Genomic DNA, 23734 nt, shown 5'->3' on the forward strand with positions numbered 1-23734 from the left:
ATGAGCTTACGTGAAAAAACCATCAGCGGCGCCAAGTGGTCAGCGATGGCGACTATCGTCATCATTGGCCTGGGGCTGGTGCAGATGACCGTGCTGGCGCGCATTATCGATAATCATCAGTTCGGTCTGCTGACCGTCTCGCTGGTGATTATCGCGCTGGCCGACACGCTGTCTGACTTCGGTATCGCCAACTCGATTATCCAGCGCAAAGAGATTAGCCAACTGGAGCTGACCACGCTCTACTGGCTGAACGTGGGGCTGGGGATATTTGTTTTTGTGCTGGTGTTCCTGCTGAGCGATGTGATCGCCAGCGTGCTGCACAACCCGGATCTGGCACCGCTGATGCGCACGCTGTCGTTTGCCTTTGTGGTGATCCCGCACGGGCAGCAGTTCCGCGCGCTGATGCAAAAAGAGCTGGAGTTCAACAAGATCGGCATGATTGAAACCAGCGCCGTGCTGGCGGGCTTTACCTTCACGGTGGTGAGCGCCCATTTCTGGCCGCTGGCCATGACCGCCATTCTGGGGTATCTGGTGAACTCTACCGTGCGTACGCTGCTGTTCGGCTACTTTGGCCGCAAGATCTACCGCCCGGGGCTGCATTTCTCCCTCGCGTCCGTCTCCTCGAACCTGCGTTTTGGCGCCTGGCTGACGGCCGACAGCATCATCAACTACGTCAATACCAACCTTTCCACGCTGGTGCTGGCGCGCATTCTGGGGGCGAGCGTCGCGGGGGGCTATAACCTGGCCTACAACGTTGCGGTCGTCCCGCCGATGAAGCTCAACCCGATTATCACCCGCGTGTTGTTCCCGGCGTTCGCCAAAATTCAGGACGACACTGAAAAGCTGCGCGTCAACTTCTACAAGCTGCTCTCCGTGGTCGGCATTATTAACTTCCCGGTACTGCTGGGTCTGATGGTGGTGTCGAGCAACTTTGTGCCGCTGGTATTTGGCGAGAAGTGGAACAGCATCATCCCGATCCTGCAGTTGCTCTGTGTAGTGGGGCTGCTGCGCTCCGTGGGTAACCCGATTGGCTCCCTGCTGATGGCGAAAGCGCGCGTGGATATCAGCTTTAAATTCAACGTATTTAAAACCTTTCTGTTTATTCCGGCAATTATCGTCGGCGGACACATGGCGGGCGCCATTGGCGTCACGCTGGGCTTTCTGCTGGTGCAAATCATCAACACCGTGCTGAGCTACTTCATCATGATCAAGCCGGTGCTGGGCTCCAGCTACCGTCAGTACATCCTGAGCCTGTGGCTGCCGTTTTATCTCTCCTTGCCGACCCTGGTGGTGAGCTACGGTCTGGGCGTGCTCCTGAAGGGCCATTTGCCGCTGGCCGCGCTGCTGGCAGTGCAGGTTGCCGCGGGCGCACTGGCGTTTGGGGTGATGATTGTGCTGTCACGCAATGCGCTGGTGGTGGAGATGAAGCGCCAGTTTTGCCGTAACGAAAAAATGAAAACGCTGCTTCGCGCAGGCTAGTTATTTAAGAGGCCATTATGAAATTATTAATTCTTGGCAACCATACCTGCGGCAACCGTGGCGACAGCGCCATCCTGCGCGGTTTACTGGATGCAATTAACACCCTTAAGCCTGAGACAGAAGTGGACGTGATGAGCCGTTACCCGGTCAGCTCATCCTGGTTACTGAACCGCCCGGTGATGGGCGACCCGCTCTACAGCCAGATGAAACAGCACAATAACGCTGCGGGCGTGATGGGACGCGTGAAGAAAGTGTTGCGTCGCCGTTACCAGCATCAGGTGCTGCTTTCTCGCGTAACCGACACCGGCAAGCTGCGCAACATCGCCATTGCGCAGGGCTTTACCGATTTCGTACGTCTGCTTTCCGGCTATGACGCCATTATTCAGGTGGGCGGTTCGTTCTTTGTCGATCTCTACGGCGTGCCGCAGTTTGAGCATGCGCTCTGTACCTTTATGGCGAAGAAGCCGCTGTTTATGATTGGTCACAGTGTCGGGCCATTCCAGGAACCTCAGTTCAACCAGCTGGCAAACTATGTGTTTGGCCACTGCGATGCCCTGATTTTACGTGAGTCAGTCAGCCTCGACATGATGAAGCGCAGCGAGATCGACACCTCGAAAGTCGAGCACGGGGTGGATACCGCGTGGCTGGTGGATCACCAGGACGACAGCTTCCAGCCGAGCTACGCGGTGCAGCACTGGCTGGACGTGGCGGCGAAACAGAAAACCGTCGCCATTACCCTGCGCGAGCTGGCACCTTTTGATAAGCGTTTAGGTACGACTCAGGCCGCCTACGAGAAGGCCTTTGCCGAGGTCGTTAACCGCGTGCTGGACAGCGGTTATCAGGTGCTGGCGCTCTCCACCTGTACCGGTATCGATAGCTACAACAAGGATGATCGCATGGTGGCGCTTAACCTGTGCCATCTGGTGAACGATCCGTCCCGGTATCACGTGGTGATGGACGAACTGAACGATCTGGAGATGGGCAAACTGCTCTCCGCCTGTGACCTGACCGTGGGTACCCGTCTGCACTCTGCCATCATCTCGATGAACTTTGGCACGCCAGCCATTGCCATCAACTATGAGCACAAGTCTGCCGGGATTATGCAGCAGCTGGGGATGCCGGAAATGGCCGTGGATATCCGTCATCTGCTGGATGGCTCGCTCGGCGCAATGGTGGGCGACACCCTTGGGCAACTGCCCGCCGTGAATGAGCGCCTGGCCGTGGCGGTGAAAGCCGAGCGCGAAAAGGGAATGGGGATGGTGAAGTCGGTGCTTGACCGCGTGCGGGAGGGGAAATGAAGGTTGGTTTCTTCTTACTGAAATTTCCACTGTCGTCTGAAACCTTTGTACTCAATCAAATCACCGCGTTTATCGATATGGGATATGACGTGGAAATTATCGCCCTGCAAAAGGGCGATACGCAAAACACCCATGCGGCGTATACCCAGTATGGGCTGGAGGCGAAAACCCGCTGGCTGCAGGATGAGCCATCCGGAAAAGTGAACAAGCTGCGCTACCGTGCCAGCCAGACCTTACGCGGGCTCCATCGCGCGTCGACCTGGCGAGCGCTGAATATCTCCCGCTATGGCGCGGAGTCGCGCAATCTGATCCTGTCGGCCATCTGTGGGCAAACGGCGCAGCCGTACCGCGCTGATGTCTTTATCGCCCACTTTGGCCCGGCAGGGGTGACCGCAGCCAAACTGCGCGAGCTGGGGGTGATTGACGGGAAGATCGCCACGATCTTCCACGGCATTGATATCTCCAGCCGTGAAGTGCTGAACCACTACACGCCGGAGTATCAGCAGCTGTTCCAGCGCGGCGACATGATGCTGCCCATCAGCGACCTGTGGGCCGGACGCCTCAAAAAGATGGGTTGCCCGGGCGAGAAAATCACCGTCTCGCGGATGGGGGTGGATTTGGCGCGCTTTACCCGACGTCCGGTCAAGGTGCCGGGTAAACCGCTGCAGATTATCTCCGTTGCCCGACTGACCGAGAAAAAAGGGCTGCATGTGGCGATTGAAGCCTGCCGCCAGCTCAAGGCGCGCGGGGTGGATTTCCGTTATCGCATTCTCGGTATCGGCCCGTGGGAGCGTCGCCTGCGTACGCTTATTGAACAGTATGAGCTGGAAACGCACGTGGAGATGCCGGGCTTTAAGCCGAGCCACGAGGTGAAGGCCATGCTCGATGAAGCCGACGTGTTTCTGCTGCCGTCCGTTACCGGCGCCGATGGCGACATGGAAGGCATACCGGTGGCGCTGATGGAGGCGATGGCGGTGGGGATTCCGGTGGTATCGACGCTGCACAGCGGGATCCCGGAGCTGATCAAGTCAGATCATTCCGGCTGGCTGGTCCCCGAAAATAACGCCATGGCCCTGGCCGATCGGCTGGCCGCGTTTAGCGATATCGACCAGCAGGCGCTGGAGCCCGTGCTGCACAATGCCCGACAAAAAGTCGAGGCAGATTTTAACCAGCAGGTGATCAATCGCCAGTTAGCGAGCCTGCTGCAAACGTTGTAACGCCGAGGTTGTATGCTGAAAAAGATTACCCGACGCAGCTTTGTCTCTTCTCTGTCCGTCCTGGCGGCAATGCCGCTACTGTCGCCCCGCGTTGCGCGGGCGGCAACCGGCAAGACGGTCTCTGTTAATCAGTACAATAACAACGACTGGATCGCCGCCTTTAAGCAGGCGTTTAACGAAGGCGACACCGTCGTAGTGCCTGCAGGGCTCACCTGCAAAAACATCAACACGGGCATTTTCATTCCTGACGGCAAAACGCTGCTGATTCGCGGGGCGTTAACCGGGAATGGCCGGGGGCGCTTTGTCCTGCAGGAGGGCAGCAAAGTCATCGGTGAGGGCGAAGGCCGTACCGAAAATATTACCCTTGACGTTCGTGGCTCTGACTGTGTCATCAAAGGGCTGGCGATGAGCGGATTTGGCCCGGTAACGCAAATCTACATTGGCGGCAAAAAGCCCAGCGTGATGCGTAATCTGGTTATTGATAACATCCGCGTGAGCCAGGCCAATTACGCCATCCTGCGTCAGGGGTTTCATAACCAGGTGGATGGCGCCCGCATCACCAACAGCAAATTCAGCCACCTGCAGGGCGATGCGATCGAGTGGAATGTGGCCATCAATGACCGCAATATTCTGATCTCCGACCATGTGATCGACAACATCAACTGCACCAACGGTAAGATTAACTGGGGGATTGGTATTGGCCTTGCGGGCAGTACCTACGACAACGACTACCCGGAAAAACAGACCGTGAAGAACTTTGTGGTTGCCAATATCACCGGCAGCAACTGCCGCCAGCTGGTGCACGTTGAGAACGGTAAACACTTTATTATCCGCAATATTAAAGCCAAAAATATTACGCCTGATTTCAGTAAAAAGGCGGGAATAGACAATGCCACGGTAGCAATTTATGGCTGTGATAATTTCGTTATTGATAATGTCGATATGGTCAATAGTGCCGGCATGTTAATCGGTTACGGCGTGATTAAAGGTGACTACCTGTCGATTCCGCAGAACTTCAAGCTTAACGATATTCGTCTGGATAATAGCCAGCTTGCCTATAAGCTGCGCGGCATACAAATTTCATCCGGTAATGCGACCTCGTTTGTGGCCATCACCAACGTCGAGATGCAGCGCGCGACGCTTGAGCTGCATAACAAACCTCAGCACCTTTTCTTACGCAATATCAACGTGATGCAGGAAGCAGCAATCGGACCCGCGCTGAAGCTGAACTTCGACCTGCGTAAGGATGTGCGGGGTAAGTTTATGGCGAAAGACGAGACGTTGCTGTCACTGGCAAACATCAAAGCAGTGAATGAGAAAGGGCAGAGCTCGGTGGATATTGACCGGGTGGATCAGCATGTGGTGAATACGGAACGGCTGAATTTTGCGCTGCCGCACAGATAATCGTCAGTGGGCTTTTTGCGACTATTCCTGGCACGGAATCGCATTCTATTCAGATTACAACTACTGTAATTTGTGGTGCTAAGGCGTAATATCATTACAGGATTACGGCAAATCATACTGGCGAAAACAGGTTTAAGAGCTATAATTCGTCAACCATTTTAAGGTGGAAGAAATAATGATTAATTTGAAAGCAGTCATTCCGGTAGCCGGACTGGGCATGCATATGCTGCCAGCCACAAAAGCCATTCCTAAAGAGATGCTACCGATCGTCGACAAGCCGATGATTCAATACATCGTCGACGAGATTGTTGCTGCAGGGATCAAAGAAATCGTTCTGGTTACGCACTCGTCCAAGAATGCGGTTGAAAACCACTTCGACACCTCTTACGAACTCGAAGCGCTGCTGGAGCAGCGTGTTAAACGTCAACTGCTGGCCGAAGTGCAGTCCATTTGTCCTCCTGGCGTGACCATCATGAACGTGCGTCAGGCGCAGCCGCTGGGCCTTGGCCACTCCATCCTGTGTGCTCGCCCTGTTGTTGGCGACAACCCGTTTATCGTAGTCCTGCCGGATATCATCATCGATACCGCTTCTGCGGATCCGCTGCGCTATAACCTGGCGGCGATGGTGGCGCGTTTCAACGAAACAGGCCGCAGCCAGGTGCTGGCGAAACGCATGAAAGGCGATCTGTCCGAGTACTCTGTTATCCAGACCAAAGAAGCGCTGGAGACAGAAGGGCAGGTGAGTCGTATCGTTGAATTTATCGAAAAACCGGATCAGCCGCAGACGCTGGATTCTGACCTGATGGCGGTTGGTCGTTATGTCCTGAACGCAGATATCTGGGCCGAGCTGGAAAAAACCGAACCAGGCGCCTGGGACCGTATCCAGTTGACCGATGCCATTGCCGAGCTGGCGAAAAAGCAGTCTGTTGACGCGATGCTGATGACCGGTGAGAGCTACGACTGCGGTAAGAAGCTGGGCTACATGCAGGCGTTTGTGAACTATGGGCTGCGCAACCTGAAGGAAGGGGCGAAGTTCAGAAGCCGTATTGAGAAGTTGTTAGCTAACGACTGATTTTATCTTACTTGATTTGCACAAGCGGCAGTCATCATTTGGGTATGTTGAAACATAACCAAAATGGTAGCTGCCGTTTTTTGTTATTAATTCTAATGATAACATGGATTTATCTGATTTAAATCTGGTCAGATTTGTAACGATTTGTGCTTGTTTCTGAGGTCATTTAGGACGACAATTAACGGCAGTTTTTGTCTGAATCCAGACCAGAAAAATCTTTTATTCAAACTTCGCTCAGTGCACTGGTAGCTGTTAAGCCAGGGGCGGTAGCGTGCAAAATTTCTGAAGCCGATATTAATTACCCGGTATCAGAACGCCAATATCTCGACAAATTCAATAGACGGAACAGATCACGTGAAAATTCTTGTGACGGGCGGGGCCGGCTTTATCGGCTCAGCAGTGGTACGACATATTATTAAAAATACCCAGGATGAAGTCGTCAATGTGGATAAACTGACGTATGCCGGCAACCTTGAGTCGCTTACCGAAGTGAGTGATAGCGCCAGATATGTCTTTGAGCATGCGGACATTTGCGACAAGAATGCTATGGATCGTATCTTTGCTGAGCATAAGCCGGATGCCGTTATGCACCTGGCGGCTGAGAGTCATGTCGATCGTTCCATCACCGGCCCGGCCGCGTTTATTGAAACCAATATCGTCGGTACCTATATATTGCTCGAAGCGGCTCGTGCTTACTGGTCCACTTTAGATGATGTAGCGAAGAAGGCGTTTCGTTTCCATCATATCTCGACCGATGAAGTGTATGGCGATTTGCTGCACCCGGACGAGCATCCGGTTTCTACCGATCTGCCGCTCTTTACCGAAACCACAGCTTATGCGCCAAGCAGCCCGTATTCTGCTTCAAAAGCTTCCAGCGATCATCTGGTTCGTGCCTGGCTGCGTACCTATGGGTTCCCGACCATCGTCACTAACTGCTCCAATAACTACGGCCCGTATCATTTCCCTGAGAAACTGATCCCGCTGGTCATCCTGAATGCGCTCGATGGCAAACCACTGCCAATTTATGGCAAAGGTGACCAGATCCGCGACTGGTTGTATGTTGAAGATCATGCTCGTGCGCTCTACACCGTCGTAACCCAGGGTAAGCCGGGTGAAACTTACAACATTGGTGGTCATAACGAGAAGAAAAACCTCGAGGTGGTTCATACCATTTGCGATCTGCTGGATGAAATTGTTCCGAAAGAGGGCTCTTATCGCGACCAGATCATGTATGTTGCCGATCGTCCAGGCCACGATCGCCGCTATGCTATCGACGCACATAAGATTGCCGCTGAATTGGGTTGGAAGCCTGCAGAAACATTTGAAAGTGGCATTCGTAAGACAGTGGAATGGTATTTGAATAATAAAAAATGGTGTATTCGAGTGCAGGATGGAAGTTATCAACGTGAGCGTCTGGGGTTAGTATAAATGAAAGGTATTATTTTAGCGGGTGGATCCGGAACCAGACTCTATCCTATTACGATGGGTGTCTCAAAGCAATTATTACCTATTTATGATAAACCGATGATCTATTATCCATTATCGGTTTTAATGCTTGCAGGCATAAGAGATATTTTAATAATTACTACCCCGGAAGATCAGGAAGGATTTATCCGTCTTCTCGGCGATGGTTCTAATCTCGGTTTGAACCTGCAGTATGCTATTCAACCTTCTCCTGATGGACTTGCTCAGGCGTTTATTATTGGCGAAGAGTTCATCGGCAACGATTCTGTTTGTCTGGTTTTGGGAGACAACATTTTCTATGGTCAGGGGTTCTCGCCAAAATTAAAAGAGGCTGCTGTTCGGGCAACGACAAAAGCAACAGTTTTTGGTTATCAAGTAAAAGATCCTGAGCGATTTGGCGTTGTCGAATTTGATGAAAATCGTAATGTCCTCTCGATAGAGGAAAAACCTGCTAAACCTAAAAGTAATTATGCCGTGACGGGTTTGTATTTTTATACAAATGAAGTAGTGAAATTTGCAAAAAAAGTTAAACCCTCTGAACGAGGCGAGCTGGAAATAACTTCGATCAACCAAATGTACCTGGAGAAGGGAGATCTGGTTGTTGAGATGTTGGGTCGTGGCTTTGCCTGGCTGGATACCGGCACTCATGAAAGCCTTTTGCAGGCAGCACAGTTTGTTGAAACTATCGAAGTCCGACAGGGCTTTAAAGTCGCATGTCTGGAAGAGATTGCGTATAACAACGGGTGGTTGGCAAAGGAAGACGTGCTGAAGCAGGCGGCCTTAATGTCAAAAAATGGTTATGGTCAGTATCTTTCTCAACTTATTAAGTAATACATAGTGTCTGAACTTAAAAGTAAGACCGTCAATGGTCTAAAATGGAGCGCTCTCGAAAGAATTCTTTCACAGGGTGTTCAGCTCATTCTGATGCTGATATTGGCACGTCTTTTAGGACCAAAAGCTTTCGGTCTCATCGGGATGTTAGCTATCTTTATTGCGATAGGGCAGGTCTTTATTGATAGCGGATTTAGCTCAGCACTCATAAGAAAGACCGATCGTACTGATGTAGATTATTCTACGGCATTTTATTTTAATATCATTGTCGCCTTTTGCTTCTATGTTTTGCTTTATATAAACTCAGGTTACATCGCTGAGTTCTATCAGCAGCCAGAATTAGCCTTATTGACAAAAGTGATAGGTCTGACCCTGATGGCGAACAGCTTTTCAGTGGTTCCCAGAACAATTTTGACGGTCTCGATGAATTTTAAAGCGCAAGCAAAAGCATCGATCTGCTCTGTTGTTCTGGGGGGAGTCGTTGCTTTGATTATGGCGTGGAATGGCTTTGGTGTTTGGGCTCTGGTAGCACAAACGCTAACCGCAGCCGTGTTCAGCGCTGTTTTTCTTAATCTCATCACTCGCTGGGTTCCTGTCTTTTGCTTTTCAAAGAAATCGTTTGATTATCTGTTTGGTTTTGGTGGGAAATTATTAATTTCAGGCCTGTTAGATTCGGCTTATAATAACCTTTATCAAATTATTATTGGTAAAAGATTTAGCGCTGAAAATGTTGGGCAGTTCACTCAGGCTAACCAAATTTCCAGCATACCTGCTATGACCATGACCAACATTATTCAACGCGTCACATATCCTATGTTTAGTCATATGCAAAGTGATCAACATAAGATGGATGAGTATTATTTGTTGACCATGAAAGTGGCTGCACTATTTATTTTCCCGCTAATGGCTGGGGTTGCCATTCTAGCTCAGCCATTATTGCAATTAGTTTTAGGCATGCAATGGAACGAGGCTGCGGAACTTGTAGTTGTACTGGCTTTAGCATATATGCTTTACCCAATTCATGCAATTAACCTGAATGTGCTACAGGTCAAAGGGCGTAGCGATCTTTTCCTGAAGTTAGAAATTATAAAAAAAATCATAGGTATTTGTATCATAGCAATAACAATGAATTACAGTATTTACCTTATGTGTGTCGGCTTGTTAATTCATTCTTATTTAGCTCTTCTGTTAAATACTTATTATACGGGAAAATTAACCGGATTAACGGTATGGCGTCAGTTCAAAGAAATTTCGCCTATCTGGTTGATTACAATGACCTCTTGTTTAATAGCCAAAATTATTGCTGTCTATCTCACGGCGCAAGATGTTTGGCAGATCGTTACAATGTTAACTTTAGCGCCTGGTATATATGTTGTCTTGATTTACCTCACGCAAAGAAAATTATTTAAGATTGTGTTGTCTATCAAAGAATAGAGAAAGCTAAATGAAAAATATACCAGTGACTCAACCGTTTCTTCCTGAACTCAGCGAGTTTATTCCTTATCTTGAACAGATTTGGGATAATAAATGGTTGACTAATAATGGTCCCTTCCATCAGCAACTCGAAAAAGAACTGTGTGAGTATTTGGGTGTTGAGTACATATCACTTTTTAATAATGCAACCATCGCGCTCATTACCGCGCTTCAGGCACTACGTATTTCTGGTGAAGTGATCACGACGCCATATTCCTTCATTGCGACCAGTCATTCGATTTTATGGAATGGATTGAAGCCGGTATTCGTTGATATTGATCCTAAGACCTTTAATATCGATCCAAAGAAAATCGAAGCTGCCATTACGCCAAATACAACAGCTATCATGCCTGTGCACTGTTATTCTAGTCCTTGTGATGTTGAAGCTATTCAGGAGATTGCGGACAATTACGGACTGCGCGTGATTTACGACGCGGCCCATGCTTTTGGGGTTAATTACAAAGGCCAAAGCATTTTACGATTTGGTGACATGTCTATACTCAGTTTCCATGCAACCAAAGTATTCAATACATTTGAAGGCGGAGCGATTATTTGTCAGGATGCCAAGACTAAACAGCGGATTGACAGATTAAAGAATTTTGGTATTGCGGATGAGCTCACCGTAACGGCGCCTGGAATTAACGGGAAAATGAGTGAAATCAACGCTGCCTTTGGTCTGGTTCAGCTCAAGCATATCAACAGCGCAATTGAGCAGCGTAAAAAAATTGACCGGGCCTACCGTGAAGTGCTGTCGAGCATCGAAGGTATTACCGTTCCTGCACCATCAGAATATTCAAACAGTAACTATTCTTATTTCCCTGTACTTATTGAACCTCAATTCCGTATTTCAAGGGATGAGCTTTATCTTGAGCTAAAACGAAATGACATTCTTTCTCGTCGTTATTTCTATCCGTTGATTAGTAACATGCCAATGTACAGAGGAATTGAATCCGCAGCCGTTGAGAATCTTCCTTTATCAAATGCTATCTCTGATAAAGTTCTGTGCTTACCCATTTTCAACGAATTAAGTGAAGATGATTTCTCGCGTATTATAAATGTTATTCGAGGGTAGAAATGGCTATCTTAACCCGTGAAGAAATTGAACAGATAGGATTTGCCTCCGTTGGAAATAATGTTTTTATCTCAACGAAAGCGTCTTTCTATGGCTCATCAAAAATCCATATCGGGAATAATGTTCGGATAGATGATTTCTGCGTCATTTCTGCAGGTGAGGGTGGCGTGTATATCGGGAATTATATTCATATTGCAGTGTATTCTTCTCTGATTGGTTCAGGCCGAATCACATTAATGGACTATTCAAATATTTCTTCACGGGTTTCTATTTATTCAAGTAATGATGACTACTCAGGTAATTATATGAGTAACCCGATGGTGCCTACTGAATTTACCAATGTAATGCATGCGCCTGTGGTTATTGGCAGGCATGTGATAATTGGATCGGGTAGTGTAATATTACCTGGTGTAGTTTTAGGTGATGGTGCTGCTATTGGCGCCCTTTCGTTGGTTAAAGATAATTGTGATAATTTTTATATTTACGCAGGTAATCCTTTAAAAAAGATAAAACAACGAACACAAAACTTACTTAAAAAAGAAAAATTATTAGTATCACTTGCTGAAAAAAACGAGAAGAACGAATGACAGGAATAGATATGGCTGGCGATATAATAATCTCAGTATGTTGTATTACTTACAACCAGGAGTCATACATAGATAATTGTATCGAAAATATTCTGTCTCAAGAAACATCATTCAAATTTGAAATTATTATTGGGGATGATTGTAGCTCTGATGCGACACGACAAAAACTTGAAACATGGAAGTTGAAATATCCAGGAAAAATAAAATTAATCTTTAATGAAAAAAATTTAGGTCCAAATGGAAATATCCTTTCTGTATTTCATCAGGCAAGAGGCAAATATATTGCTTTTTGTGAGGGGGATGATTATTGGATCGATAACAAAAAACTGCAAAAACAATATGATATCTTAAAATTAAACCCGGATATCGATTTTTGCTTTCATGCTGCCTTCATGGAGCAAGATGGTAAAAGAAAGTTGTCTTTCAATTATGGGGAATCTAAAAAGATTTTATATATAAAAGACGTATTAAATGTAGTTGGTCAATTTGCACCCACTGCATCATATATGTTTAAAAGAAGTATATGGGAAAAACTACCTACTTGGTTCTCTGAATGTTGTATAGGAGATCTTTTCCTCGAATTATATTCCATGAGTAATGGTGGAATTTATCTGCCTCAGCCAATGTCGGTGTATAGAGTAAATGCAGTTGGGTCTTGGTCCGAGACAATTCATAATGATATTCATAAATTTACTGCTCGGCATTTAAATATTGCGAAACACTTACAATTAGCTAAATTGCAGTTCGTGAAATATGATTTTGAATTCAATAGGAAAATTGCAAATGTTTATTTGAATATGTGCACGAGATTTATTTTTGAACAGGAATATCAATCATTTGTTTATTATCTAAATGAGGCGAATAGAATAAATCCTATATTTACTGCAAAACAGAAATTATATAATAGATTAAAATGTTTTCCACGGGTTATATATTTTATTCATTATCTTAATTCATTTATTCGAAAATAAGAGTCTTCAATATGTATTGGATTTACTCTTTGGGCTTACTGTTGATGACCTCGCTTTTTGACCGTGGCCGTTATTCATTAGTTATATATAAATTGTCACTCTTCGTCTTTTTTATTGCTGTAACAGGTAATTATTATAATGGAATAGATTGGATAAATTACCAATACCATTATTCATCAATAGTTCATAATGGTACTTCGATAGGATATTTTACTTACGAGCCAGGATTCATGCTCGTGATGTACTTTTTCGGAACTATTCTCGGCTTTGAAAATTTTCACGCGGTAGTTTTCTTTTCTTGTGCGATTTCCGTTCTTTCAATATCTAAGTTTATAAAGAAAGTTCCTTATAAATTCAACCGTAGCTTGTTTATATTTATAACTTTAGCCTTCATTTATCCACTTTTTAATGATGCTATTAGGCAACTGTTAGCTTTTAGTATATTGCTTCCTTTCTTACCAAATCTTCATAGAAGTTCGATAAAGAAAATATTTTTTATTTGCATTGGCGCATCAATGTTTCATGCCTCAGCAATTTTAATGATCCCTGTCTTGATCTTACTGAAAATGCATCTATCTAAGCAAAATATGCTAATGTTGCTGCTCTTTGCTTCGATTTTTATAGTTGTTCTGCTAAGTCTGAATGTTATTGTCTCATCTTTAGGCAGCATTCTTCCTCAATTGCTCTATGCAAAATTGATAAGTTACCTTTCTAAAATATCTGATTTTAAATTAGGTTTCTTTGCGGTAATAGATTGTCTTGGACTGTTGCTAATTTACTTTACCTCGCATAATACCACTGAGGAGCGTGGCAGGAATCTCTATGCAATGGGAGGCTATATATTTTTCCTTTTTCATTTGGCTTTCTATACAGCTCCGTTTCTTCAGCGTTTATTGTATTATATTTTCCCTCTTTTGGTTATTCATGCGCAACTTATTTTCTTCCGTGGTAATGTCAGTTCAATAACCAAGTTATTATTACCTGTAACTTTTATTATGGCGGTTTCCGTTTTTGCGCGTAACATAACAAATCCTTACTACGCATATGACTTCTCTCAGCCAAAATTTTTCTATACCAACATTTTGAGCAGCAATCCATATGATATTAATCTATTAAAGTCTCAGAAATGCATGGTGATAGATGAATTTGATCCGGAATTTTGCCCAAGATAAAATATTATGAATGTATTAATTTTAACTGATGAGTATTATCCATATCATATTGGTGGTGCTGGCGTAGTAGCATCTCAGATAAATCAGGCATTAGGTGCACGAAATATAAAATGTAGAATTAATTGCTCTAACCCTAAAAATGGGCAACTCAAAAAAATATTCAATGTGATCTGGCCTGTTTGGGCTTTGTTTGTCTATTTGTTTTCATTGTTTCAAAAGAACGACATTATTATTGTGAATGATTTGCGATCTGCCTATATCTTGGGTTTGATTGGTAATAAAAAGATCCTCAGCAAATGTGTATATATTATACATGGGACTGAAGTTGATATAGTTTTCCGTTCAAGAAGTAAGAAAAACTCTCTGATTTTGCTTCCTTTATTTTATAGTAATTTTTTAAAACACTGCAAAAAGGTAATCTATGTTAGTCAATATGTAGCCTCACGGGTTGCTGACGAATTTCAGAATAGAAAAATCAAGCCTAAATGCGAGGTTGTAAGTTATGCAGGTTTGAATGCTGATATGCAAGATTTAGTCAGAAATATTATTGAACTCAGTGCACAAAAAATATTTCCCATCCGTTTAGTTTCATTTTCTCGCTTAGAAAAGCGAAAGGGTTACCTCGATATGGTTGCTATTTTTGAGACGCTTATAAATAGCGGATACGATCTCACATGGGATATTTACGGTAAGGGCAGCTTAGAAAATGAAATTGCTAATATGATTAATGATAAAAAACTTAGCAATCGGGTCCGTATGATGGGTAAACTTGAACGTAATATGCTATCAAATAATATCGAACCAAATTCTTATGATGCATACTGGTTGCTACCAAACAAACCTGAAGCTTTTGGTCTCACATTTATAGAATCAGCCGCAGCTGGAGTCCCAACATTTGGCCCAGATAAATATGGCGTTACAGAGGCCATCTGCGAAAATCAGAGTGGTTTTTTTTATAAGAATAATGAGAAGTTTATTTCTGATTTGGTTAATATAAAAAAGAATAAAAGAGAGTTTATGATGTCTTGTAAAAGATGGGCATCAAAATTCAATGTGGAAAGTTTTATTAATGACATATTAAATTGAGGTAAAGGAATGAAAATAGTTTATGTCATTACTGGCTTAAGTATGGGAGGAGCAGAAAAACAAGTTTGCTTGCTTGCAGATAAAATGGCCGATAGAGGAAATGAAGTCACGCTAATATCATTAGGTAAAGATGCTAGAACGTTACCTGAAAATAGTAATGTTATTGTTTATCAAATGTCGCTATCTAAGAACCCATTTTCTTTTATAAAAACTTATTTTAAAGTAAGAAGAATTGTCAAAACTGCAGATCCTGATGTTTTACATAGTCATCTTTTTCATGCAAATTTACTTTGCCGATTACTGCGTTGTACTACAAGACTCAAATGCCTAATATCCTCATCTCATAGTAGGTATGAAGGAGGGTGGTTAAGGATGTTTTTATATAAGATCACGTCACCATTATGTGATTTAATTACTAATGTTAGTGTTGATGCAGTAAAAGAAAATATTCGGAAAAAAATCGCAAAACCGGAACAGATAATCTCTGTTTCGAATGGCATTGATACATCTAAGTTTAAATTCATACCGACAGCAAGAAAATCCATAATTGATGAACTCTCCTTGTCTGATGAGCATACATTATTACTTGCAGTTGGTCGATTTACCGAAGCTAAAGATTATCCAAATTTGCTTGAGGCTTTTCAAATTTTGATTCATGAAAAAAATCAAACTCATTTGAGGTTGTTGATAGCAGGCGAAGGGGCTCTGTTCCCACAGATATCAGTATTACGAAAAAAACTAAACTTGGAATCGCATCTTTTTTTCTTAGGTGTTCGTCACGATGTACCAGAATTAATGAGTGCTGCTGATATATATATAATGTCATCGTCATGGGAGGGTTTGCCATTAGTCATCGGAGAAGCTATGGCTTGCAATTCACTTATTATTACAACCAATTGTGGCGGAGTTTCTGAAATACTAGGTGATTGCGGTACAATTGTCCCAGTACATTCATCGAATCTTCTTGCTGAAGGTGTGATTAAAATACTTGGATTGAATGATGATGAACGTAACGATTTAAAATCGAGAGCAAGGTCCCGCATAGAGGGTAAATTCTCTATTAATGCTGTAGTTGATAATTGGTTACGGATTTACAAGAACAAATATGAAAAATAAAATAATTGCTATTACAGCTAACACTTGCTGGTATATATATAATTTTCGTAAGAACACTATTATTTCTCTAATTGAACATGGCTATCGTGTTATTGCCTGTGCACCCAAGGATGATTACACTGCCTCATTAGAACAGTTAGGATGTGTATATGAAGAAGTAAAAATTGATAAAAGTGGTATTAATCCTTTACACGATATTTGCACTACGATTAATTTTTTTCAGGTTTTTAAGAAAAATAATGTCAATATCGTTTTGAATTTCACTCCAAAAAACAACATCTACAGTACGATCGCGGCTAAAATTCTCAATGCGAAAGTTATAAATAACATCGCTGGCTTAGGCGCTGCATTTGGTAATACTGGTTGGCTGAATTTTATAGTTAAAAGCTTATACAAATTTAGCCAAAGAAATGCAGATTTCATTTTTTTTCAAAATGAAGATGATTATAACATTTTTAAAAAATTAGGTATTAATAGTATTAATACAGATATCTTGCCTGGCTCTGGGGTCGATCTTAAACGTTTTAAAATTACACACTCCCGTATGGATGGTGTTACTCGGTTTGCTTTAGTTGCCAGGATGCTAGCTGATAAGGGAATAATGCAATATGTTGGAGCTGCAAAGAAGCTTAAATCAAAATATAATAATGTCGAATTTTTACTTGTAGGTTTTATTGATGATGCAAATCCAAGGTCAATTACTACTACACAGATGAATGAATGGGTAAGCGAGGGGCATGTAAAGTATCTCGGTGTATCGAATAGCATTGAAAAAATCCTTAGCGATGTTGATTGTGTCGTTTTACCCTCATATTATCGTGAAGGGGTCCCAAAGTCTCTACTTGAAGCGGCGGCAATGGGCAAACCTCTTATTACTACAGATAATGTTGGCTGTAAGGAAACTTTACAAGACGGAATTACCGGATTTTTATGTGAACCGCGTTCAGTGGAAAGTTTGTCTGACAAAATGGAAATTATTATCAATATGCCTGAACCAAAAAGAAGTGCAATGGGCAAAGCTGGTCGTAATTTTATTGAGGCTAGGTTTGATGAACAAATAGTCATCAATAAGTATTTGAAAGCTATTGATACTATTATCGGTAAATGATCCAATATTCTTATAGGTAAACCGGATGAGTATTTTAGTTACTGGTGGTGCGGGGTATATTGGTTCACATACTCTTATTGACTTATTATCAAATGATTATGATTTGGTTGTTGTTGATAATTTGTGTAACTCATCTTTTGAATCCATAAAGAGAGTTGAAATCTTATCTGGAACAAAAATCAAATTTTATAATATAGATATTCGAAATAAAGGTCAGTTAAAGTCGTTATTTGAAGAATTTAATTTTGAGTGTGTTATTCATTTTGCTGGCCTAAAATCTGTTGGTGAATCAGTTTCTGAACCTTTGAATTACTATGATAATAACTTAACTGGATCTTTAAATTTATTATCGGTAATGAAAGATTATGGAGTTAAAAAAATCATATTTAGCTCATCAGCAACTGTTTATGGTTTCCCAGAGCAAGTTCCTCTCGTTGAGGCTTGTCGCACCGGTGGTACTACAAACCCTTACGGAACATCCAAACTGTTCATGGAGCAGATTTTAAAAGATGTGGCTTCATCGGATGGAGATTGGAATATTATTTCTTTGCGTTATTTCAATCCTGTAGGTGCACATCCATCCGGTTTGATTGGTGAAGACCCCTCCGGCATTCCTAACAATCTTGTTCCATATATAACAAAAGTTGCTATTGGCAAACTTGAGAAATTATCGGTTTATGGGAATGACTACCCTACCAAAGATGGTACCGGGGTAAGGGATTTTATTCATGTGCAGGATTTGGCATCAGGACATACAGCAGCACTTAAAAAAATTGACACCTTAGTCGGTTACCATGTTTTCAATTTAGGTACAGGTAAACCTCATTCTGTTCTGGAATTAATTGCCTGCTTCAAAAAGGTCACTCATATAGATATACCATTTGTATTTGCCACAAGAAGACCCGGCGATGTTGGTGAATGTTGGTCCTCTCCTGAGTTAGCAAATGAAGTTCTTGAATGGAAAGCAAAATACACACTTGAAGATATGCTTCGAGACTCATGGAACTGGCAAATTAAAAACCCAGATGGTTATAAATAAATCCAAATGATTTGGTATCTTAATAGTAAGGTTCGTTAATTTTTTGCAACTTATAACGCACATATTAAACTATCCACACGATATAAAGTTGAGTTAACATTGTTGATACATTCAAGCCGCGCACAGTCGCGGCGACCACACCTGACAGGAGTATGTAATGTCCAAACAACAGATCGGCGTTGTCGGTATGGCAGTGATGGGGCGCAACCTGGCGCTCAACATCGAAAGCCGTGGTTATACCGTCTCCGTTTTCAACCGCTCCCGTGATAAGACCGAAGAAGTCATCGCTGAGAATCCGGGTAAGAAACTGGTTCCTTTCTATACGGTTAAAGAGTTTGTTGAATCTCTGGAAACGCCTCGTCGTATCCTGTTAATGGTGAAAGCGGGCGCAGGTACCGATGCAGCCATCGACTCCCTGAAACCTTATCTGGAAAAAGGCGACATCATTATTGATGGCGGTAACACCTTCTTCCAGGACACTATTCGTCGTAACCGTGAACTCTCAGCCGAAGGTTTCAACTTCATCGGTACCGGTGTCTCCGGTGGTGAAGAGGGCGCGCTGAAAGGCCCATCTATCATGCCTGGCGGCCAGAAAGAAGCGTATGAACTGGTTGCGCCAATCCTGACCAAAATCGCTGCGGTTGCGGAAGATGGTGAACCGTGTGTGACCTATATCGGTCCGGACGGTGCAGGCCACTATGTTAAGATGGTTCACAACGGCATCGAATACGGCGACATGCAACTGATTGCTGAAGCGTACTCTCTGCTGAAGGGTGGCCTGAACCTCTCCAACGAAGAACTCGCAGAGACTTTCACCGAATGGAACAAAGGCGAGCTGAACAGCTATCTGATCGACATCACCAAAGATATCTTCACGAAGAAAGATGAAGAAGGTAAATACCTGGTCGATGTGATTCTGGACGAAGCGGCGAACAAAGGTACCGGCAAATGGACCAGCCAGAGCTCTCTGGACCTGGGCGAACCGCTGTCTCTGATCACCGAGTCCGTATTTGCTCGCTACATCTCTTCTCTGAAAGATCAGCGCGTTGCGGCTTCCAAAGTGCTGTCTGGTCCGCAGGCTAAACCAGCTGGTGACAAAGCGGAATTCGTTGAGAAGGTTCGTCGTGCTCTGTACCTGGGCAAAATCGTCTCTTACGCGCAAGGTTTCTCTCAGCTGAGCGCGGCTTCTGACGAAAACAACTGGGATCTGAACTACGGTGAAATCGCGAAGATCTTCCGTGCAGGTTGCATCATCCGCGCCCAGTTCCTGCAGAAAATCACCGATGCCTATGCTGAAAATGCAGGTATCGCGAACCTGCTTCTGGCACCTTACTTTAAGAAGATTGCTGACGAATATCAGCAGGCGCTGCGTGATGTGGTTGCATACGCTGTACAGAACGGTATTCCGGTGCCGACCTTCTCCGCTGCAGTGGCGTACTACGACAGCTATCGCGCTGCCGTACTGCCTGCCAACCTGATCCAGGCGCAGCGTGACTACTTCGGTGCGCATACGTATAAACGTACGGATAAAGAAGGTGTGTTCCACACCGAATGGCTGGATTAATCTGATTTAATGCAGTTGGATAGCAAAGCCCGATGAACCTCATCGGGCTTTTTTTATCGCGCTTACGCCCATGTGGACTTGCTTTGCGCAACGAGCGTCTTTCAACGCCACATAAACCACTGCATTTACTGAATTCTGTAGCCAGGCATTCGCCTTGACAGCCGCTCAACATAAGAGGTAAAAACCTCAACAGTTGTTTATTGCGGTGGGGTGTTTACGCCTCCTGAAACTCAAACTTGAAGAAGTTGATCGAATGAAAATAACTATCTCCGGAACGGGCTATGTCGGGCTTTCAAACGGCATCCTGATTGCACAAAACCATGAAGTGGTTGCACTGGATATTGTGCAGGCCAAAGTGGACATGCTTAACCAGAAGAAGTCCCCAATTGTCGACAAAGAAATCCAGGATTATCTGGCAAATAAGCCGCTGAATTTCCGTGCAACGACTGATAAAGAAGATGCCTATCGTAATGCGGATTTTGTCATCATCGCGACCCCTACCGATTACGACCCCAAGACTAACTACTTCAATACCTCAACGGTTGAAGCAGTAATCAGGGACGTTATCGCAATAAACCCAAATGCGGTGATGATTATCAAGTCAACCATTCCGGTAGGTTTCACTAAATCCATCAAAGAAGAGTTGGGCATCGATAACGTCTTCTTCTCGCCAGAGTTCCTGCGCGAGGGCAGGGCGTTATACGATAACCTGCATCCTTCCCGTATCGTGATTGGTGAGCGTTCTGAACGTGCTGAACGTTTTGCCGCGCTGCTGCAGGAAGGCGCCATCAAGAAAGATATTCCGGTACTGTTTACCGACTCCACTGAAGCGGAGGCGATTAAGCTTTTCGCCAATACCTACCTGGCAATGCGTGTCGCTTACTTCAACGAACTGGACAGCTACGCTGAGAGCCTGGGTTTGAACACCCGCCAGATTATCGAAGGTGTTTGTCTCGACCCACGCATTGGTAACCACTATAACAACCCGTCATTTGGCTACGGTGGTTACTGCCTGCCAAAAGATACCAAGCAGCTGCTGGCCAACTATCAGGCTGTGCCAAACAACCTGATTTCAGCCATTGTGGATGCCAACCGCACGCGTAAGGATTTCATTTCTGATTCCATCCTCGCGCGTCAGCCGAAAGTGGTGGGTGTATATCGTCTGATCATGAAGAGTGGTTCCGATAACTTCCGCGCCTCGTCCATTCAGGGGATCATGAAGCGTATTAAAGCGAAGGGTGTTCAGGTCATTATTTATGAACCTGCAATGCAGGAAGATGAGTTCTTCCATTCACGCGTGATTCGCGATCTGGATGCGTTCAAGCAGGAAGCGGATGTGATCATCTCTAACCGTATGGCAGCAGAACTGTCAGACGTGGCGGATAAAGTGTATACCCGCGATCTGTTTGGTAGCGACTGATATTCTGCGTTAAGTACGTAAAAAACCCGGCCTGTGTGCCGGGTTTTTTGTTTTAGACGTTGTAGAAAGCGCGATACCAGTCCACGAAGTTTTTTACCCCGTCTTTGACTGAGGTCTGCGGTTTAAAGCCAATAACGTCATACAACGCTTTCGTGTCCGCGCTGGTTTCCAGCACGTCACCTGGTTGAATCGGCATCATGTTTTTCTCTGCTTCTTTGCCGAGTGCTTCTTCCAGCGCCGTAATGTAATCCATAAGCTCAACCGGAGAGCTGTTACCAATGTTGTAAACGCGATAAGGCGCGGAACTGGTCGCCGGCGAACCGGTTTCGACAGTCCAGTTTTCATCAGCCTGAGGGATGACATCCTGTAGGCGGAGAATAGCTTCGGCGATGTCATCAATATAGGTAAAGTCGCGCTTCATCTTGCCGTAGTTATAGACATCGATGCTTTTGCCTTCGATCACTGCCTTTGTAAACTTAAACAGCGCCATGTCCGGACGTCCCCACGGGCCATACACGGTAAAGAAACGCAGGCCGGTGGTCGGCAGGTTGTACAAATGAGAGTAGGTATGCGACATCAGCTCGTTGGCTTTTTTGGTCGCCGCATACAGTGACACCGGGTGATCTACGGAGTCGTCAGTGGAGAACGGCATCTTGCGGTTCAGACCATAAACGGAGCTTGATGAGGCATACAGCAGGTGCTGTACCTTGTTATGACGACAACCTTCCAGCACGTTAAGGTGACCGACCAGGTTAGCATCCGCATACGCGAGCGGATTTTCCAGCGAGTAGCGAACACCTGCCTGCGCGGCCAGATGTATCACGCGATCAAACTTTTCGCTGGCAAACAGCGCTGCCATGGCCTCACGATCGGCTAACTCCATCTTGTGGAAGGTGAAATTCCCGGATTTCAGTAAATCCAGACGTGCCAGCTTGAGATTGACGTCGTAGTAGTCGTTCAGATTATCAATACCGACGACCTGGTGCCCGGCATCCAGCAAGCGTTTGCTGACATGCGATCCGATAAAACCTGCCGCACCCGTGACCAAAAATTTCATATCTTCCCTCATTATATTTCTATCTTGTCGATGCCTGAGGCATCAGAATTGCTATATGATAGCGCGTTGACCGCGAGTTACATAACCCATCTTTCCGATATAACTCATCGGATTCTGATAGAAAAATCGCTGGCAACAGATACACTATGTAAACATCACTGTTTTTGCCCTTTTTCATCTGTTAGGGATTGTATGACGCAGAACAACAATACTCCGGTTAATAGCAGTAATGGTCCGGAGCAAATTGATTTACTTGATTTAGTGCTACAGCTGTGGCGTGGAAAGTGGGTAATTGGCGCTTTTGTTGCTGTTTCTATCATCATTGCGGGTATTTACATCACCATTGCAAAAGAAAAATGGACCTCGTCCGCAATTATTGCCCAGCCGGATGCGGCACAGATTGCCACTTACGCGAATGCACTGAATATCCTTTACGGTAGTGCGGCACCTTCAATGCAGGATATCCAAAACCGTGCCATTGGCCGTTTCAATTCGTCGTTTTCTGCTTTAGCTCAGGCGCTTGAAAATCAGGAAATGCCAGAAAAACTGACCATCGATTCAACCGTTAAAGGGCAACCGCTGCCGTTAAGCGTCACGTATCAAGGTGAGTCAGCAGAAGCGGCACAAAAACAGCTTGCGCAGTACATCCAACAGGTGGATGAGCAAACGGCGAAGGAACTTGCGCTCGATCTTAAAGATAACATTAAGCAGCAGATCACCAGCCTCAACGACTCCCTTGAAAACCAGGAGAAAGTCGCTCAGGAGCAGAAAGATCTGCGCATTAAACAGATTTCTGAGGCGCTTAAGAATGCGGAAGCGGCGAAAATTACCACTCCGCAGATCCAGCAGACCCAGGACGTGACTCAGGAAACCATGTTCCTGCTGGGGAGCGAAGCGCTGAAATCGATGATTGATAACGAAGCGTCTCGTCCACTGGTCTTCTCTGGCGCGTATTATCAGACCAAACAAAACTTACTGGATATTGAGAAGCTAAACGTTAAGCCGGACACTATTCATGTCTATCGTTACGTCATGAAGCCGGATCTTCCCGTCTATCGTGACAGCCCGAAAAAGGCCATCACGTTAATTCTGGCAGTCTTGCTCGGTGGGATTATCGGTTCAGGTGTGGTTCTCGGCCGCAACGCGTTGCGTAACTACAAACCAAAAGCCTGACTTGCAGGTAAAAAAACCGGGGAAATTCCCTAATGCCGATCGTTTAAGGATCGGTTGACCGATCCGGTGGCTGGTGTAAAAAGGGTTCATGTTCATCATGGACCCTTTTTTAAATGGAACTTTCACAAGCC

Annotated in this window: 20 protein-coding genes; 19 read left to right on the plus strand and 1 reads right to left on the minus strand. The window is 44.9% G+C overall.

All coding sequences use genetic code 11. The features are described 5' to 3' along the window. The 18 genes from wzxC (at position 1) to ugd (ending at position 21373) form a co-directional block, all read left to right on the plus strand. Entirely contained in the window at positions 1-1479 is a 1479-nt protein-coding gene (wzxC, locus tag AC2FAK_RS10360; protein ID WP_023622057.1) for a colanic acid undecaprenyl disphosphate flippase WzxC, read from the plus strand. Between the two features lie 17 nt (positions 1480-1496). Next, complete coding sequence (gene wcaK / locus AC2FAK_RS10365) at positions 1497-2777, plus strand: colanic acid biosynthesis pyruvyl transferase WcaK (RefSeq protein WP_095454992.1); 1281 nt, start codon at positions 1497-1499, stop codon at positions 2775-2777. Continuing rightward, complete coding sequence (gene wcaL / locus AC2FAK_RS10370; RefSeq protein ID WP_020690194.1) at positions 2774-3994, plus strand: colanic acid biosynthesis glycosyltransferase WcaL; 1221 nt, start codon at positions 2774-2776, stop codon at positions 3992-3994. The genes wcaK and wcaL overlap by 4 nt, the downstream gene beginning before the upstream one ends. 12 nt (positions 3995-4006) lie before the next feature. Next, complete coding sequence (gene wcaM, locus AC2FAK_RS10375) at positions 4007-5398, plus strand: colanic acid biosynthesis protein WcaM (RefSeq protein WP_048971164.1); 1392 nt, start codon at positions 4007-4009, stop codon at positions 5396-5398. Positions 5399-5573: 175 nt separating this feature from the next. Next, on the plus strand, positions 5574-6470 hold the full coding sequence (galF, locus tag AC2FAK_RS10380; RefSeq protein ID WP_013097865.1) for a GalU regulator GalF: 897 nt from the start codon (positions 5574-5576) through the stop codon (positions 6468-6470). Between the two features lie 354 nt (positions 6471-6824). After that, entirely contained in the window at positions 6825-7898 is a 1074-nt protein-coding gene (rfbB, locus tag AC2FAK_RS10385) for a dTDP-glucose 4,6-dehydratase (RefSeq protein WP_095454991.1), read from the plus strand. After that, a complete protein-coding gene (gene rfbA / locus AC2FAK_RS10390) occupies positions 7899-8765 on the plus strand; it encodes a glucose-1-phosphate thymidylyltransferase RfbA (protein WP_020690198.1) in 867 nt (288 codons plus the stop codon). Between the two features lie 6 nt (positions 8766-8771). Then, complete coding sequence (locus AC2FAK_RS10395) at positions 8772-10199, plus strand: lipopolysaccharide biosynthesis protein (protein WP_095452778.1); 1428 nt, start codon at positions 8772-8774, stop codon at positions 10197-10199. A 10-nt stretch (positions 10200-10209) separates the two neighbouring features. Beyond that, positions 10210-11310 carry a dTDP-4-amino-4,6-dideoxy-D-glucose aminotransferase VioA gene (vioA, locus tag AC2FAK_RS10400; RefSeq protein ID WP_045294472.1) on the plus strand — a complete coding sequence of 367 codons (1101 nt, stop codon included), beginning with the start codon at positions 10210-10212 and terminating at the stop codon, positions 11308-11310. 2 nt (positions 11311-11312) lie between these two features. Next, positions 11313-11897: an acyltransferase gene (locus AC2FAK_RS10405; RefSeq protein ID WP_095454990.1), complete on the plus strand. Its 585-nt coding sequence runs from the start codon at positions 11313-11315 to the stop codon at positions 11895-11897. Continuing rightward, positions 11894-12868 carry a glycosyltransferase family 2 protein gene (locus tag AC2FAK_RS10410; protein WP_095454989.1) on the plus strand — a complete coding sequence of 325 codons (975 nt, stop codon included), beginning with the start codon at positions 11894-11896 and terminating at the stop codon, positions 12866-12868. The genes AC2FAK_RS10405 and AC2FAK_RS10410 overlap by 4 nt, the downstream gene beginning before the upstream one ends. 11 nt (positions 12869-12879) lie before the next feature. After that, the gene (locus AC2FAK_RS10415; RefSeq protein WP_095452775.1) at positions 12880-14040 is read left to right on the plus strand and encodes an EpsG family protein; all 1161 of its coding nucleotides are present in this window, start codon (positions 12880-12882) and stop codon (positions 14038-14040) included. A 6-nt stretch (positions 14041-14046) separates the two neighbouring features. Beyond that, positions 14047-15126: a glycosyltransferase family 4 protein gene (locus AC2FAK_RS10420; protein WP_095454988.1), complete on the plus strand. Its 1080-nt coding sequence runs from the start codon at positions 14047-14049 to the stop codon at positions 15124-15126. 9 nt (positions 15127-15135) lie between these two features. Continuing rightward, a complete protein-coding gene (locus AC2FAK_RS10425; protein WP_095454987.1) occupies positions 15136-16242 on the plus strand; it encodes a glycosyltransferase in 1107 nt (368 codons plus the stop codon). Next, positions 16232-17350 carry a glycosyltransferase family 4 protein gene (locus AC2FAK_RS10430; RefSeq protein WP_095452772.1) on the plus strand — a complete coding sequence of 373 codons (1119 nt, stop codon included), beginning with the start codon at positions 16232-16234 and terminating at the stop codon, positions 17348-17350. Before AC2FAK_RS10425 ends, AC2FAK_RS10430 begins: the two co-directional genes overlap by 11 nt. A 25-nt stretch (positions 17351-17375) precedes the next feature. Beyond that, positions 17376-18389, plus strand: a complete 1014-nt coding sequence (gene galE / locus AC2FAK_RS10435) for a UDP-glucose 4-epimerase GalE (RefSeq protein ID WP_095452771.1) — start codon at positions 17376-17378, stop codon at positions 18387-18389. Between the two features lie 157 nt (positions 18390-18546). Next, positions 18547-19953, plus strand: a complete 1407-nt coding sequence (gndA, locus tag AC2FAK_RS10440) for an NADP-dependent phosphogluconate dehydrogenase (protein WP_095454986.1) — start codon at positions 18547-18549, stop codon at positions 19951-19953. Positions 19954-20206: 253 nt separating this feature from the next. Beyond that, positions 20207-21373 (plus strand): UDP-glucose 6-dehydrogenase, encoded by a 1167-nt coding sequence (gene ugd / locus AC2FAK_RS10445; protein WP_095452770.1) that lies wholly within the window; start codon positions 20207-20209, stop codon positions 21371-21373. A 52-nt stretch (positions 21374-21425) separates the two neighbouring features. Here ugd and AC2FAK_RS10450 read toward each other — a convergent pair whose 3' ends face one another. After that, on the minus strand, positions 21426-22430 hold the full coding sequence (locus AC2FAK_RS10450) for an NAD-dependent epimerase (protein WP_095452769.1): 1005 nt from the start codon (positions 22428-22430) through the stop codon (positions 21426-21428). 192 nt (positions 22431-22622) lie between these two features. Between AC2FAK_RS10450 and wzzB the strand changes: the two genes are divergently transcribed. Continuing rightward, positions 22623-23603 (plus strand): LPS O-antigen chain length determinant protein WzzB, encoded by a 981-nt coding sequence (gene wzzB / locus AC2FAK_RS10455; protein WP_095454985.1) that lies wholly within the window; start codon positions 22623-22625, stop codon positions 23601-23603. Positions 23604-23734: the final 131 nt, after the last annotated feature.

This window comes from Enterobacter cloacae complex sp. 394F7 (genome assembly GCF_057320385.1).